General features: G+C 63.7%; 14 protein-coding genes. 9 read left to right on the top strand and 5 right to left on the bottom strand.

Features of this window, described 5'->3' with window-relative positions; all coding sequences use genetic code 11:
- The first annotated feature begins 90 nt into the window (after positions 1-90).
- From murJ to IV091_RS08890, 4 genes are all read left to right on the top strand, one after another.
- Complete coding sequence (murJ, locus tag IV091_RS08905) at positions 91-1,656, top strand: murein biosynthesis integral membrane protein MurJ (RefSeq protein WP_293467751.1); 1,566 nt, start codon at positions 91-93, stop codon at positions 1,654-1,656.
- A gap of 94 nt (positions 1,657-1,750) precedes the next feature.
- Positions 1,751-2,602 carry a tetratricopeptide repeat protein gene (locus IV091_RS08900; RefSeq protein ID WP_293467748.1) on the top strand — a complete coding sequence of 284 codons (852 nt, stop codon included), beginning with the start codon at positions 1,751-1,753 and terminating at the stop codon, positions 2,600-2,602.
- 166 nt (positions 2,603-2,768) lie between these two features.
- The gene (locus IV091_RS08895) at positions 2,769-3,155 is read left to right on the top strand and encodes a PA2779 family protein (protein ID WP_293467745.1); all 387 of its coding nucleotides are present in this window, start codon (positions 2,769-2,771) and stop codon (positions 3,153-3,155) included.
- Positions 3,152-4,111 carry a PA2778 family cysteine peptidase gene (locus IV091_RS08890; protein WP_293467742.1) on the top strand — a complete coding sequence of 320 codons (960 nt, stop codon included), beginning with the start codon at positions 3,152-3,154 and terminating at the stop codon, positions 4,109-4,111. The genes IV091_RS08895 and IV091_RS08890 overlap by 4 nt, the downstream gene beginning before the upstream one ends.
- 19 nt (positions 4,112-4,130) lie before the next feature.
- Here IV091_RS08890 and IV091_RS08885 read toward each other — a convergent pair whose 3' ends face one another.
- Together IV091_RS08885 and purM are read right to left on the bottom strand one after the other, a co-directional pair.
- Positions 4,131-5,336, bottom strand: coding sequence for an MFS transporter (locus IV091_RS08885; protein WP_293467740.1), 1,206 nt, complete (start codon positions 5,334-5,336; stop codon positions 4,131-4,133).
- 47 nt (positions 5,337-5,383) lie between these two features.
- A complete protein-coding gene (gene purM / locus IV091_RS08880; RefSeq protein ID WP_293467737.1) occupies positions 5,384-6,424 on the bottom strand; it encodes a phosphoribosylformylglycinamidine cyclo-ligase in 1,041 nt (346 codons plus the stop codon).
- A gap of 116 nt (positions 6,425-6,540) precedes the next feature.
- Between purM and IV091_RS08875 the strand changes: the two genes are divergently transcribed.
- The 5 genes from IV091_RS08875 to folK are packed head-to-tail and all read left to right on the top strand — an operon-like array spanning position 6,541 to position 11,218.
- Complete coding sequence (locus tag IV091_RS08875; RefSeq protein WP_293467734.1) at positions 6,541-7,611, top strand: AI-2E family transporter; 1,071 nt, start codon at positions 6,541-6,543, stop codon at positions 7,609-7,611.
- Between the two features lie 17 nt (positions 7,612-7,628).
- The gene (gene hda / locus IV091_RS08870) at positions 7,629-8,315 is read left to right on the top strand and encodes a DnaA regulatory inactivator Hda (RefSeq protein WP_293467731.1); all 687 of its coding nucleotides are present in this window, start codon (positions 7,629-7,631) and stop codon (positions 8,313-8,315) included.
- Positions 8,312-9,001 (top strand): HAD family hydrolase, encoded by a 690-nt coding sequence (locus IV091_RS08865; RefSeq protein WP_293467728.1) that lies wholly within the window; start codon positions 8,312-8,314, stop codon positions 8,999-9,001. The genes hda and IV091_RS08865 overlap by 4 nt, the downstream gene beginning before the upstream one ends.
- Positions 9,002-9,056: 55 nt before the next feature.
- Positions 9,057-10,679, top strand: coding sequence for a polynucleotide adenylyltransferase PcnB (gene pcnB / locus IV091_RS08860; protein WP_293467725.1), 1,623 nt, complete (start codon positions 9,057-9,059; stop codon positions 10,677-10,679).
- A 17-nt stretch (positions 10,680-10,696) separates the two neighbouring features.
- On the top strand, positions 10,697-11,218 hold the full coding sequence (gene folK / locus IV091_RS08855; protein WP_293467722.1) for a 2-amino-4-hydroxy-6-hydroxymethyldihydropteridine diphosphokinase: 522 nt from the start codon (positions 10,697-10,699) through the stop codon (positions 11,216-11,218).
- A 5-nt stretch (positions 11,219-11,223) separates the two neighbouring features.
- On the opposite strand, the gene pdxH is transcribed toward folK, so the two are convergent.
- The 3 genes from pdxH to IV091_RS08840 all read right to left on the bottom strand — a co-directional run bounded on the left by pdxH (position 11,224) and on the right by IV091_RS08840 (position 13,084).
- On the bottom strand, positions 11,224-11,874 hold the full coding sequence (gene pdxH, locus IV091_RS08850; protein ID WP_293467719.1) for a pyridoxamine 5'-phosphate oxidase: 651 nt from the start codon (positions 11,872-11,874) through the stop codon (positions 11,224-11,226).
- A gap of 44 nt (positions 11,875-11,918) precedes the next feature.
- The gene (locus IV091_RS08845) at positions 11,919-12,437 is read right to left on the bottom strand and encodes a superoxide dismutase family protein (protein WP_293467716.1); all 519 of its coding nucleotides are present in this window, start codon (positions 12,435-12,437) and stop codon (positions 11,919-11,921) included.
- A gap of 98 nt (positions 12,438-12,535) precedes the next feature.
- Entirely contained in the window at positions 12,536-13,084 is a 549-nt protein-coding gene (locus IV091_RS08840) for a gamma-glutamylcyclotransferase (protein ID WP_293467713.1), read from the bottom strand.
- Between the last annotated feature and the right edge of the window lie 84 nt (positions 13,085-13,168).

Below are 13,168 nucleotides of genomic sequence, written 5' to 3'. Positions count from 1 at the left end.
TTTCCTTTAATCCTGGGAGGAGTCTGCAGATGTTGCAAGCGAAGCCCATGATTATATGCTGGCTGCAAAGTTGTCACCTAAACTCCCGTGGTGTCACTTTTTAAATCCGCCTCCACCGTCTCCCTGTTCACGCTGCTCTCCCGCATCACTGGTTTGGCGCGTGAACTCCTGATTGCATCGACCTTTGGCGCCAGCGCCATGACCGATGCCTTCAACGTGGCCTTTCGCATTCCCAACCTGTTTCGCCGGCTGTTTGCCGAGGGGGCTTTCAGCCAGGCCTTTGTCCCCGTGCTGGCGGCCAGCAAGGCAAAAAACGGCGAGGCCGCCACCAAGCTGCTGATTGACCGGGTGGCGACGCTGCTGACTTGGGCGCTGCTGCTGACCTGCGTGGCCGGCGTGGCGGCGGCGCCGGTGCTGGTCTGGGCCATGGCCAGCGGCCTGAAGCAGGACCCGCGCGGCTTTGAAGCCGCCGTGTTCATGACGCGCTGGATGTTTCCCTATATCGGCTTCATGTCACTGGTGGCGTTGTCTTCTGGCGTGCTCAATACCTGGCGGCATTTTGCGGTGCCTGCCGCCACGCCGGTGCTGCTCAATTTGTCCATGATTGGCGCGGCCTGGCTGGGCGCGCCCTGGTTAAGGGCGCAAGGCATTGAGCCCATGTTCGCCCTGGTCGGCGGCGTGATGCTGGGCGGCCTGCTGCAATTGGCGGTGCAGGTGCCTGCCTTGCTGCGGCTTGGGCTGTTGCCAAAAATCCGGTTTAACTTTTCGGTTGTCAAAGACGCCTGGGCTGATCCGGCGACCAAAAGCATCGCAAAGCTGATGGTTCCCGCCTTGCTGGGCGTCAGCGTCGCGCAAATTTCCCTGCTGATCAACACCCAGATCGCCTCCCACCTCACGCCCGGCAGTGTCAGTTGGCTGACCTACGCGGATCGTCTGATGGAGTTTCCCACCGCCATGCTGGGGGTGGCCATCGGTGTGGTGCTGACGCCGCAACTGGCGGCCGCCAAGGCGGCAAACGATGCCGCCAAATACTCGGCCATGCTGGACTGGGGCCTGCGCATCGTGGTGGTGCTGGCGGTGCCCTGTGCGGTGGCCTTGCTGACCTTTGCCGAGCCGCTGGTTGCCACGCTCTACCACTATGGCGCGTTTACCGACCGCGATGTGCTGCAAACCACGCGTGCGCTGATGGGCTATGGCGCCGGCCTGCTGGGCCTGGTGGCCATCAAGGTGCTGGCGCCGGGCTTTTATGCCAGCCAGGACATCAAGACACCGGTTCGCATCGCGGTGGTGGTGCTGGTGGTCACGCAGTTGCTCAACCTGGCGCTGGTGCCGTATTTCCAGCATGCCGGGCTGGCGCTGGCGATCGGCATTGGTGCGCTGATCAATGCGCTGTGGCTGCTGCTGGGCCTGATGCGGCGCGGCAGCTACAAGCCAGCGCCCGGCTGGGGCGTGTTTGCGCTGCAGGTTGCGGTCGCCAGCGCGCTGCTGGCGGTATTTTTGCTATGGGCTGAAGCGCGTGTGAACTGGGTTGGCCTGAAAAGCCAGTATTTACAACGAATTGGGTTGTTGGCCCTTGTTCTGTCTGCATCGGCAGCTATTTATTTTGTAGCTCTTTGGGCGTTCAGGCTCAAGCTTCGCCAACTGCTCCGGCGCTAATAAAACGGGCGGGGTTTGCTTCAGCTTGATCAAGGGCAAACCGCACTGCATTTCCTGGTTCACACTGTGCTTCGGTTTGTGAGAAAGTAGCACCATGCAATTAAATCTGGCCGTTCCCTCTCCACTGCAGTATTTTTCCAGTCTGGTGCAAAGCGATGAGCATTTTCCCTTGCTCGAAGCCGCCATCAGCCTGGCCCAGGACGACTACCCGGACCTGGATGTGCAGCAGGTGCTCGGCGATGTCGACCAGCTGCTGGCGCGGCTGAAGCGACGCCTGCCCACTGATGCGCCCGCCCTGCAACGCCTGCGTGCGCTCAACCAGTTTTTCTTCTACGATCTGAGCTTTGGCGGCAACGTCAATGACTACTACGACCCGGACAACAGCTACCTGAACGCGGTGCTGCGCACGCGGCGCGGCATTCCGATCACGCTGGCGGTGCTGTGGCTGGAACTGGCTTTGGGCCTGGACCTGAACGCGCGGGGCGTGGCGTTTCCCGGGCATTTCATGGTCAAGGTCAACCTGCCCAAGGGCCAGGTGCTGATTGACCCCTTCAGTGGCCAGTCCCTGAGCCGCGAAGAACTGGCTGAGCGGCTGGAGCCCTTCAAGCCGCGCGGCGGCATGGCCGACGAGTTTGAGGTTCCCATGGGCCTGTACCTGCAGTCGGCGCCGCCGCGCGAGATCATCAGCCGCATGCTGCGCAACCTCAAGGACATTCACCGGACCCAGGAGGACTGGCAGCGCCTGATTGCAGTGCAGGACCGCCTGATCGTGCTGCAGCCCGATGCCTGGCTTGAGTACCGTGACCGTGGGCTGGCCTGGGCAGTCCAGGGTGAAGTAGCGCGCGCGGTGGCCGACCTGGAAACCTACCTCGCACATGCCGAGGATGCGCTGGACATGGACGCTATTGGCGAGCGCCTGGCCGAGTTGCGCCGCTCCTGTGACTGAGTCGGCGACACGCCAAAACCTTGCCCTTGCCAATATTTGATGTTTCTGCGTGTAAGTTGCGTTGACGGTTGATGCGTGACTGACTAACTTGGCGTCGGGCTGGCAGTGCAGTTGACAGTTGCCTGTCGCCCGCCCTTTCTGACAGATAACCGGAGGACTTCAACCAATGAACCCGTTTAAACGCTTTGTGGCTTCCGTGCTGATTGCCAGCACCACTTTAATGGGCCTGCCCCTGACGGCTCAGGCCAGCATCGTGTCGACGGACGAGTCCATGTCCGTGGCTTCGGCCGACGCCAACCGCGACAAGGTCACGGCTTTCCTGGCCCGCGAAGATATTCGCAGTGCATTGCAAGCCCAGGGCGTCAGTGGCGATGCTGCCACCGAGCGCGTCAGGGCCATGTCCGACTCCGAGGTGTCGCAACTCGCTTCACGCGTTGACCAGGCCCCCGCCGGCGGTATTCTCGGACTGATCTTCACCGTGTTCATTGTCTTGTTGATCACGGACATTTTTGGCCTGACCAAGGTGTTTCCTTTCACACGATCGGTTCGATGAACTGGTTGCGCGCCTGCGCCAGGACCCCCGCTGCGGCGGGGGTTTTTGTTTGCATGCTTCTGCTGGGGCTGGCCGGTTGCGCCACGCCGCAGGTGAGCCAGCTCGATCAGCGCTGGCCTGCTAATTTGCCGGCGGTGGTCCAGATCAGGGACGTACCTTTTTTTCCGCAGGAGCAGTACCACTGCGGGCCGGCCGCATTGGCCATGGTGGCGCAAACGGCCGGTGTTCCGGTGCTGCCGGACGACCTCACCGATCAGGTGTATTTGCCCGGACGCCAGGGCTCTTTGCAGGTGGAGATGCTGGCCGCCAGTCGCCGCCAGGGTCTGCTGGCCTATCCGCTGGCGCCGCAACTCGAGGACTTGCTGCGCGAAGTGGCTGGCGGCAATCCGGTGCTGGTGCTGCAAAACCTCGCCTTTTCCTTTTCACCGCTGTGGCACTACGCGGTGGTCATCGGCTTTGACCGCGAACGCAACACCATCATGCTGCACTCCGGCGTGACGGAGCGGCTGGAGATGTCGCTGTTTACCTTTGAGCGGATATGGGCTCGCGGCGACTACTGGTCCATGGTGGCGCTGCAGCCCTCGCGCTTGCCGGTCACGGCCCAGCCCGAGGCCTACACGGCAGCGGCGGCAGCCCTTGAGCGCGTGCGGCCCGCTGCCGCGCAGACCGCCTATGCCACCGCGTTGACGGCCTGGCCGGGTCAGCGGGCGGCCATGCTGGGCGCCGGCAACACCGCCTATGCGCAGGGTCAACTGGAACGCGCCGCTGCGGCCTACCAGGCAGCGGCCAGCCAGCACGCTGACTTTGCCGATGCCTGGAACAACCTGGCGCAGGTGCGGTTTGAACAGGGCCGCTTCAAGGAAGCTGCTGCGGCAGTCGCCCGGGCCGTGGCCTTGGGCGGCGCAAGGGCCGAACGCTACCTGACGCTGCAGGCCAAGATACAGTCGCGGCTTTAAATTAAAAAAGGGTGCAGCGTCAGACGGACGGGGGCGCCCTGCGCCACCACCACAGCAGCGCCATTGCCAGCAGGCTGAACAATGCGCCCGCTAAGAAGGTGGCCGGTGCGCCCAACTGGTCCCACAGCACGCCCGCCACAGTGCTGGCCAGCAGCATCGCCAGGCCACTGACCAGGTTGAAAAATCCAAAAGCCGTGCCGCGCAGGTCGGGTGGTGCCGTGTCGGCCACCATGGTGGCGAGCAGGCCCTGGGTCATGGCCATGTGCAGCCCCCACAGCACAACGCCAGCCGCGATCCAGCCCAGGCTGCTGCCGGACGCCAGCACTATATCGGCAGCAATCAATACCACCAGGCCCCATGCCAGCAGCGTGCGGTGGCTGACGGCATCCGACAGCTTGCCAAAGGGGTAGGCGCCGAGGGCGTAGACGATGTTCATGCCGATCAGCACCAGCGGCGTGTACGCCACCGGCAGGCCGCCCTGCAGCGCGCGCAGCAGCAAAAACGCCTCGCTGAAACGGGCCAGCGTAAACACGGCGCCAATCGCGACCACGCGCCAGTACGGGGTACTCAGGCGGCGCAAGTTGGCTTGGCTGATCGGGTTGACGCGCGGCGTTCCCCGGGGTGCCTGGGCGCGCTCGGGTTCCTGCACGCCAAACAGCAGCAGCGCCACCGCCATGAAGCCCGGAACCATGGCGACCCAGAAAATCGCCCTAAAGTCGTTGGCCCAAAGCAGCATCAGGCCCATGGCGAGCAAGGGGCCGACAAAAGCACCCACGGTGTCCAGCGACTGGCGCAGCCCAAACGCCGCCCCTCGCATGCCGGATGGCGCCAGGTCGGCCACCAGCGCGTCGCGCGGTGCGCCACGCATGCCCTTGCCAACGCGGTCGATCAGGCGGGCCGCCAGCACCATGCCGGACGTGGTCGCCAGCGCAAAGAGAGGCTTGGATGCGGCGCCCAGGCCGTAGCCCAGCACCGCCAGCGGCTTGCGCTTGCCCCAGTAGTCGCTGAGCACGCCCGAGAACACCTTGACGACGAGCGCCGTGGCCTCGGCAGCGCCTTCAATCAGCCCGACCGCCCACATGCTGGTGCCCAGCACCGTCACCATGAAAACCGGCAGCAGGCTGTGGATCATCTCGGAAGAAATGTCCATCAGCAGGCTGACAAAACCCAGCGCCCAGATGGCGGCGGGGAGGCGGCGAGGGGCGGCGCTGGCGGGTTGGGGCATGAGGCTCTACTTTCGGGGTATTGCCATCAGCCGCTGTGCTGTGCTGCCTAGCCGACGATGACGGCGGCGCCGTCGCCCAGCGCCGCAATCACCCCAATCTCATAAACCGTCTCGCCCGCTTCGCGCAGCATGGCGGCGCAAGCGGCGGCGCTGGCCGCGTCAATCACCACGACCATGCCGATGCCGTTGTTGAAGGTGCGGTTCATCTCGATGTCGTCGATGCCGGCGGTTTTTTGCAGCCAGGCAAACAGTTCGGTCTGTGGCCAGCTGCCTTTGACCAGGTGCGCGGCCGTGCCTTCGGGCAGCACGCGGGGAATGTTTTCCAGCAGGCCGCCGCCGGTGATGTGGGCCAGCGCCTTGATCGGGTGAGCTGCGAGGGCCGCCAATACATTCTTGACATACAGGCGGGTTGGCTCCATCAGGGCCTCTTTGAACGGCTTGCCGTCCAGCGTGGCGGGCAGATCTGCGCCTGCGCGTTCGATGCATTTGCGCACCAGGCTGAAACCATTGGAATGCACGCCGCTGCTGGCCAGGCCGAGCACCACGTCGCCGGGGGTCACGTCCTTGCCGGTCAAAATCTTTGATTTTTCGACCGCGCCGACGGCAAAGCCGGCCAGGTCGTATTCACCGCTGGGGTACATGCCGGGCATTTCAGCGGTTTCGCCGCCTATCAGCGCGCAGCCACTGAGCTCGCAGCCCCTGGCAATACCGCCGACCACGGCTGCGGCCGTGTCGACATCGAGCTTGCCGCAGGCGAAGTAGTCGAGGAAAAACAGCGGCTCTGCGCCTTGCACCAGCACGTCGTTGACGCTCATGGCCACCAGGTCGATGCCGACGGTGTCGTGCATGTTCCATTCAAAGGCCAGCTTGAGCTTGGTGCCCACGCCGTCGGTGCCGCTGACCAGCACCGGTTCCTTGTAGCGCTTGGGCACTTCAAACAGGGCGCCAAAGCCGCCGATGCCGGCCAGCACGCCTTCGCGCATGGTTTTTTTGGCCAGCGGCTTGATGCGTTCAACCAGGGCGTCGCCCGCGTCAATGTCAACGCCGGCGTCTTTGTAGCTCAAGGGAGAAGAGGAGGAAGTGGTCATGCTGCTTGGGTTGGGTAAGGCTGGGGGTATGAGGGCTGTGGTTCAGTCCGGGCACCATTGCGCGAGCCCGATAGAATTCAGCCTAAGATTCTAAGGGTTCACCCCTGTCAGGCTGTATGCAATTCACTTCGACCCAAAAACGCACCGCGACCTGGTGTCTGATCGCTGCGCTGGTGGTGCTGGCCTTGTGGTTGCTCGGGCCGGTCTTGACGCCTTTCATGGTGGCGGCCGTGCTGGCCTACGTCCTTACGCCGGTGGTGGACAAACTCGACAACATGGGGCGGGGCCGGCTGCCGCGTGTACTGGCCGTGCTGCTGGTTGAAACCTTGTTCATCCTCGCTCTTTTGTCCGTCATGCTGCTGGTGGTGCCGATTTTTGCCAAGGAACTGCCTTTGCTGCGCGAACAGTTGCCGGTGCTGGCCGCACGGCTCAACGACTCGCTGGGTCCCTGGCTGGCGCAGTTTGGCGTCAAGCTGTCGCTGGACGTCGAAAGCATCAAGACCTTTGTGTTCAAGTACCTCAATGCAAACTTTGAAGATGCCTTCGGCTCGGTCATGTCGTCGCTCAAGCTGGGCGGCAGCGTGGCCCTGACCATCGTGGGCAACGTGATACTGATTCCGGTGGCGCTGTTTTTTCTGCTGAACGACTGGAGCCGCTTTGTCACCCGCATGGTCGAGCTGGTGCCGCCCAAGATGCGCGCCTCGTTCGACAGTTTCACGCAAGAGGCCGACAAGGTGCTGGGCCAGTACCTGCGCGGCCAGTTGCTGGTGATGGGGGTGCTGGCGATTTATTTCAGTGTGGCGCTGGCGCTGTTTCGGTTTGACCTGGCCGTGCCGGTGGGCGTGTTCACCGGGCTGGCGTTTTTCATCCCCTATCTCGGGTTTGGCCTGGGCTTGATTCTGGCCATGCTCGCCGGCCTGCTGCAGTTTGGCAGTTGGTACGCCGTCCTGGTGGTCGCGGGCGTGTATGGCGCCGGGCAGCTGGTCGAGAGCATTTACCTCACGCCCCGGTTGGTGGGCGAGCGCATTGGCCTGCATCCGCTGGCTGTTATTTTTTCCCTGCTGGCGTTTGGGCAGTTGTTTGGCTTTCTGGGCTTGCTGATTGCGTTGCCCGCCAGCGCGGTGCTGCTGGTGGGCATTCGCCGGGTGCGGGGCAGCTACCTGGCCAGCAAGCTCTACCAAGGATGAACACCGCCATGAAAGGCATGAAACAGATCGCACTGGACATCGGATTGGCTTCCGACCCCTCGTTCGCCAATTTTTTTGCCGGGCCGAATGCGGCGGCCGTCAAGCACCTTGAAGCTGCCGCTGGCGGCCTCTTGCCATCTCCTGTCCCCATCTACCTGTGGGGCGAAGAGGCCAGCGGCAAAAGCCATCTGCTCAAGGCGGTCAGCGAAGCCTTGCGCGGGCAGGGCGCCTCCAGCGGATGGATGGACGCCTCCATGCTGGAGCCGCCTGAGTTCAACGAATCCTGGTCCGCCGTCATCATGGATGACTGCCACTTGTATACGCCCGCGCAGCAGCGCGCGGCCTTCAACTGGTTTGTCAATGCGCTGAGCACCGACGACGGCCACCCGCGCTGGGTCGTGGCGGCCGGCAACGTGCCGCCCGCCGATCTGCCCCTGCGGGAAGACTTGCGAACCCGCCTGGGATGGGGCAATGTGTTTGCCCTGCAGGCCTTGAACGATGCCGAGCGGCGTGCCGTGCTGCGGCGCGAAGCCGATGCACGGGGCGTATTTTTGAGCGACGATGTGATGGATTTCATGCTGACGCGTTTTTCGCGGGATCTGGGAAGCTTGATGCAGTTGCTCGACAAGCTCGATGGCTACGCGCTGCAAACCAAGCGGGCCATCACCGTTCCGCTGCTTAAATCAATGCTGGAGAGTGAATGAGTTCAAAAAAAGTGAATGCCCGCCGCAAGCTGGCCTTGTTCGATCTGGACCATACGCTGATCCCCATCGATTCCGACTACGAGTGGGGGGAGTTCACCATTGCGCTGGGGTGGTGCGACGCCACTGAATTCAAGCGCCGCAACGCCGAGTTCTTTGAACAATACCGCGCCGGAACGCTCGATGTGCATGACTATGTGCGCTTCGCCACCCAGGCCATCCGGACCCAGGGTGCTATAAAATCCGAAGCTGCTCATGCGCGTTTCATGGGCGAGGTGGTCCAAAAAGTCATCACCGTGCAAGCCCAGGCGCTGGTTCAGCAGCACCGGGCGGCCGGCGATGAACTGGTGATCGTGACGGCCACCAACGAGTTTGTGACCCGGCCGATTGCCGAGGCTTTTGGCGTGAACGAGCTGATTGCGGTGGAGCTGGAGCGCGACGCGCTGGGGTGGCCGACCGGTGAGATCAAAGGCACGCCATCGGCCCGCGAGGGCAAGGTGACGCGCATGGCGCAATGGCTGGCGGCCCGCAATCTGGGCTGGGACGACGTGGAAACCACTTTCTACACCGACTCCATGAACGATCTGGCCCTGCTTGAAAAAGCGACGCACCCGGTGGCGACCAACCCGGACGACCGTTTGCGTGCCCTGGCGACAGAGCGCGGATGGCGCATACTCGACCTGTTTTAGTGCGGGCAGCGCAACTACCGTCTGACCGTCTGCCCTGCAAAGTATTTAGAGAATCATGATCAAAAAATTTATAGACAAGCTGTTTGGCAAATCAGGCAGCACGGAGTCCGGCGCCCATCGGGTTAAAAAGTCGCCTTTTGGCAAACGCCAGGAAGTCACCGTCAAGGAACACGGCATCAACCCTCAACTGGTGGATGAACGTGCCATGGACGTTGTGCGCACCCTGAAGCAGGGTGGATTTGAGGCCTTTGTGGTGGGCGGCGCGGTGCGCGACCTGCTGGTGGGCCTGCGTCCCAAGGACTTTGACGTGGCCACCGATGCCACGCCCGAGCAGGTCAAGTCCTTGTTTCGCCGCGCCTTCATCATTGGCCGGCGCTTTCGCATCGTGCATGTCATTTACGGCCGGGGCCGCGAGCATGAAGTGATCGAGGTGTCGACTTTTCGCGCCCACCTGGACAGCAGCCTGGCCGAGCAGGTGGGCGGCAACGAGCGCACCAGCAAGAGCCAGCTGGCGGGCATGAAGCACGCCGTGGACAGCTCGGGCCGGGTGCTGCGCGACAACGTCTGGGGCTCCATGGAAGAAGACGCCGCGCGGCGCGACTTCACCATCAACGCCATGTACTACGACCCCGAGACGCAGGTGGTGGTGGACTACCACAACGGCATCCGGGACGCCAAGAAGAAAATCGTGCGCATGATCGGCAACCCGGCGGTGCGTTATCGCGAAGACCCGGTGCGCATCATTCGTGCCGTGCGTTTTGCCGCCAAGCTCAACGCGCTCGGCTTCACGTTTGAAGACAAGACGGTAGCCCCGCTGCGCGAGATGCGCGGCCTGCTGGCCGACGTGCCGCAGTCGCGCCTGTTTGACGAAATGCTGAAACTGCTGCAAACCGGCCACTCGCTGGCCAGCATTGAGCAACTCAAAACCCTGGGGCTGGGCACCGGCATTTACCCGCTGCTCGATGTGGTGGTGGAAATGGCCGACGACCCCTTCCTCAAACTCGCCTTGCAGGACACCGACCGCCGCGTGGGCGAAGGCAAGCCGGTGGCGCCCAGCTTTTTGCTGTCGTGCGTGCTGTGGTCCGAGGTGCGGCAGGGCTGGGACAGCCGCCTCAAGCGCGGCGAACACCTGATGTCGGCGTTGCAGGATTCTGTGGACGATGCGTTCAACGCCCGGATTGGCGATGTCTCGGGCCGCGGCAAGCTCGGCGCCGACATGCGCGAGATCTGGACCATGCAGCCGCGCTTTGAAAAGCGTGTGGGCAGTGCGCCCTACACCCTGCTGGATCAGCCGCGCTTTCGGGCCGGTTTCGACTTCATGCGCCTGCGCGCGCAGATTGGCGAGATTGACCCGGCGCTGGCCGACTGGTGGGAAACCTTCAGCACCGCCTATGACGATGAACGCCACGCCATGATTGAAGCGGTGCGCGAAGCCCAATTGCAAAAGCCCCAGCAGCCCCGGGTCCGCGCGAAGCGGCCCGCTGCCGATGCTGTGAAGCCATCCGGGGCCGAGGCCGGCCGCGCGGCGCCTGAGGGCGCTGAAGCTTTTCAGGAAGACGGCGATGCGGCCCCGGCCAAAAAACGCCGCCGCCGCCGCAAACCCACCAGCCGTGCCTCTACCAAAGGCGGCGAAGGCGGCAACGACGCGTCTTCACCGGGCGCTGCTTCGAACGCTTGAGCCGGGCCAGCCCTGTGATGCACTCAGGTGGGCAGCAGGCGGGGCGCGTCCGTGCTTATGTCGCCCTGGGCGCCAACCTGGGCGATGCGGCGGCCATGCTGCGCCAGGCCGTCCACGCCATCGACGGCTTGCCGCGCACACAGCTTGGCCGGGTTTCCAGTCTTTATAGAACTGCGCCACTGGACACCGATGCCGGCCGTGAGGTCGCTGCAACGGGGCCGTCCTACTTCAATGCGGTGGTGGAGCTGCAGACCGGCCTGACAGCCCCCGCGCTGCTCGATGCTCTGCAGCAGATCGAGCAGCAGGCCGGGCGTGAGCGGCCCTTTCGCAACGCGCCGCGCACGCTGGACCTGGACTTGCTGCTGTACGGCAGCGCCTGCATGGATTCAGCGCGCCTGACCGTGCCCCACCCGCGCATGATGCAGCGTGCTTTTGTGCTGGTGCCGCTGGCTGAAATCGCCCCCGGCCTCGTCAGCGCCGCGCAATTGAATGCCGTGCGCCACCAGGCCATTGAGCGGCTGGGCCCCCTGCGGGGCTGAGAGGGTCAGGGTGCCAGGCGCTCGCGCAGCCACAGACCGTCGGCTTGCTGCGTGTAGCGCAGGCGGTCATGCAGGCGGCTTTTGCGGCCCTGCCAGAACTGCCAGTTGTCCGGCTTGAGCCGGTAGCCGCCCCAGTGCGGCGGCCGCGGGGGCTGCAGCAAGAATTTGGCGCCAAATTTTGCGGCATTGGCGATCAGCACGCCACGGCCGGAAATCACTTCGCTTTGCGGGCTGGCCCAGGCGCCAATGCGCGAATCGAGCGGCCGGCTGTGAAAGTACGCGTCGCTTTCCTCGTCAGAAACTTTCTCGACCAGGCCCTCGATGCGCACCACGCGTTCCAGTTCGACCCAGTGAAACTGCAGCGCTGCATAGGGGTTGCCGGCCAGTTCCTGCCCCTTGCGGCTGGCGTAATTGGTAAACCACACAATGCCCTCGGCATCGAATCCCTTGATCAGCACGACGCGGGTGGACGGGCGCAGGTTGCTGCCCACGGTGGCGACTGTCATGGCGTTGGGTTCGGGCACTTGCGCCGTGATGGCTTCCTTGAGCCACTGGTCGAACTGCAGCAAGGGGTCGGCATGCGACGCGTCTTCGTTGAGTTCGGCGCGCTCGTAGCTTTTTCGGAGATCGGCGATGGAGGGGGTGTGTTCGGACATGCCTGAAGTATAGGGAGCGCTCCGTGTCCTGCCGGGGCAGGCGCTCAGCCTCGGGTGATCACGGCGCACGCCAGCCGGGGGCCTGCGTTGCCCGTGGGCTGGGTTTTGTAGTCGTCCGGGTCGCGGTGAACAATCAGTCCACGCCCGATGATGTCGGACGCGCCGCTGCCGACCGTCACGCTGGTTGACGCCAAATTGAACTTGGCCACGCCGTTGGCATCGGCCTTCAGGCTGGGCAGGTCGCCCGCATGGTGCGTGCCCATGGCGTGCTGGCCGTGGCTTTTGCCACCGGGGTTGAAATGCCCGCCGGCGCTCAGGCCGTCGCCGCTGGAGCAGTCGCCTTTTTCGTGCACATGAAATCCATGTTCGGCGTTGGGTTTGAGGCCGCGCACTTCGCCTGCAATGATCACCTTGTCGCCCGCCTGGGTAAAGCTGATGGTGCCGGTGGTGGCATTGCCGGTGGTGCTTTGCAGCTGAGCGACTGCGCGCGGCCCGCTGGGTGTTGATGATGCGCAGGCGCTCAAGACCAGTGCGCTGGCAACCAGTGTTAAACGGAAAATCATGGCGAGATCCTTTTGGTGGTGGGTGAAGACGCCACTTTAGGTGGCATCGTCCGGGTCTGCAACAGGAACTTGTGCCCGTCCTGGCCAGTCCTGGCCGTTCAGCGGCCGATGCGTTGCAGCAGTGTTTCGAGCGCCTGGTCGTGAATGCCCAGCGCGCGCAGCTTGTCGTAGGTCAGCTGCGCATAGTCGCGGGTGCTTCCGTAGCGCCCGGCGGCACCGGAGAAAATTTGCCGATAGGTCTCATCACTGAGCACGCCGGTGTGGCTGGGGCTGCGCTTTGACAGCGTGAAGGCCAGCGCCTTGACATCCCCCGACGCGCTGCGGCAGCGCAGCCAGCGCGGGTCGTACACCGCGTTGGGCATCTCCCGCGCCCACAAGGCGGGCAGGGCCGCCGCCACATGGGCTTGGGGCAGGCGAAACACCACGCCTTTGCAACTGCCGCCCGGCAGCAGGCCAAACACCAGCCCCGGCCGCTCCGGCGTGCCGCGATTGAGGCGGCTCCACATCTTGAGCGCGCGGTGGTAGCCATGCAGCGTGGCAAGACGCTCTTCGGTGAATTCAAATTCAGGCCGCCAGATCAGCGAGGCGTAGCCAAAAACCCACAGGTCGGTCTGCCCACCCCATTGCTGCAGGACGGTCTCCAGCATGCGTGCGGGGTTTCGGGGTGCAGCCACTGAAGGGGCTGGAGGCGCTGGATGGGCTGAATAGGTCACAGTCGCACTTTACAATGC

This window comes from Polaromonas sp., assembly GCF_018780625.1.
Taxonomy (GTDB): domain Bacteria; phylum Pseudomonadota; class Gammaproteobacteria; order Burkholderiales; family Burkholderiaceae_C; genus Polaromonas.
This window is presented reverse-complemented; position numbering and strand designations above follow the sequence as displayed.